Origin of the sequence: Coprobacillus sp. AF33-1AC, from assembly GCF_003475785.1 — a bacterium.
Classification (GTDB): domain Bacteria; phylum Bacillota_I; class Bacilli_A; order Erysipelotrichales; family Coprobacillaceae; genus Faecalibacillus.
On sequence record NZ_QRQB01000052.1, the window covers coordinates 400 to 1,580 of the forward strand.

The window sequence follows — 1,181 nt, forward strand, 5'->3', positions numbered from 1 at the left end:
TCACTTCGATAATAATGTCAAAGGTTTTAATTCATTATTATCTCATATTTCTAAACTTGATGACTGTGTAGTAGGTTTTGAATCTACTGCCCATTATCATCAAAGCTTATTTAACTTTTTAACTGAAAAGGATTTTCAATGTTACTTACTTAATCCTATTCAAACATCTAGATTCAGAAAGATATCTATTCGCGATGCTAAGAATGATAATATCGATTCTAAATCTATCGCTCGTTTCTTAATGATTTCATACCATGACTTGATACAAGAAGAATTCTACATTAATGATTTGAAAGAACTGTGCAGCCAACGTGACAGTTTAATATCAGAATCTTCCAGACTAAAAATTAAACTTTTAACTTATTTGGATCGCGTATTCCCTGAATTGGAATCTGTTATTTCTAAATCAAGTATCCATTCTAAAGCTATTAGAGCTATATTAAAGGTATATCCTACTGCCAGTCGCATATCTAAAGTTAGAATTGATCATCTTATAAAAATAGCTTCTGATGCTTCTGGCAAAAAATTCAACAGTGATAAAATCATTAAAATGAAAGAAACTTCTAAATCATCTATTGGATTTGATTCATCTGCATTGGCTTTAAAAATCAAACAAACTATCGAAACACTAGAACATTTAAAAAAGCAGATAGATGAGGTCAATAGTGAAATTGAAAATCACCCCATCCCTCGTCAATCCCCATTGCACAAAATCGATGGTTTGAATTCTATAGAACTGCCTACATCATGTCTGCCATTATCAATATATCACGTTTTGACTCTATTAAAAAGGTTGTAGCTTATGCAGGATTAGATCCTGTGGTCAGACAATCCGGCACCTTTATGGCATCTAAAACCAGAATGAGTAAAAGAGGAAACAAAATGCTTCGCTATGCATTGATATGGGCAGCCAATAATGTACGACTTCATAATAAGAATCTAAATACCTACTATTTAAAGAAACGGGCACAAGGTAAATCACATTACAATGCTCTTGGACACTGTGCAGTTAAACTGATTCGATATATTTGGTTTGTATTGCATAATCCTGATAAAGAATTTATAAACTAATATCTTTACAATCGAATATTTACCTGTGTTTTAAAAAAATAATTTTTTAGACACTTTTTTGTGTGCCTGAAATTATCAATAAGAAAATTATGTTTTTTCTATTGATTTTT

2 protein-coding genes are annotated in these 1,181 nt (G+C 30.8%); both read left to right on the forward strand.

Translation table 11 applies throughout. The annotated features are described in order from the left end of the window. Nucleotides 1-799, forward strand: a 799-nt coding sequence (locus tag DWZ53_RS11050) for a transposase (protein WP_199589215.1), incomplete at its 5' end; no start/stop codon positions are given. Continuing rightward, nucleotides 748-1,071, forward strand: coding sequence for a transposase (locus DWZ53_RS11055; RefSeq protein WP_118434210.1), 324 nt, complete (start codon nt 748-750; stop codon nt 1,069-1,071). The genes DWZ53_RS11050 and DWZ53_RS11055, both read left to right, overlap by 52 nt. Nucleotides 1,072-1,181: the final 110 nt, after the last annotated feature.

Bases quoted from the DNA above. Each gene is read 5' to 3' on its own strand.
- DWZ53_RS11055 (WP_118434210.1), top strand. From the start codon at position 748: ATGTCTGCCATTATCAATATATCACGTTTTGACTCTATTAAAAAGGTT.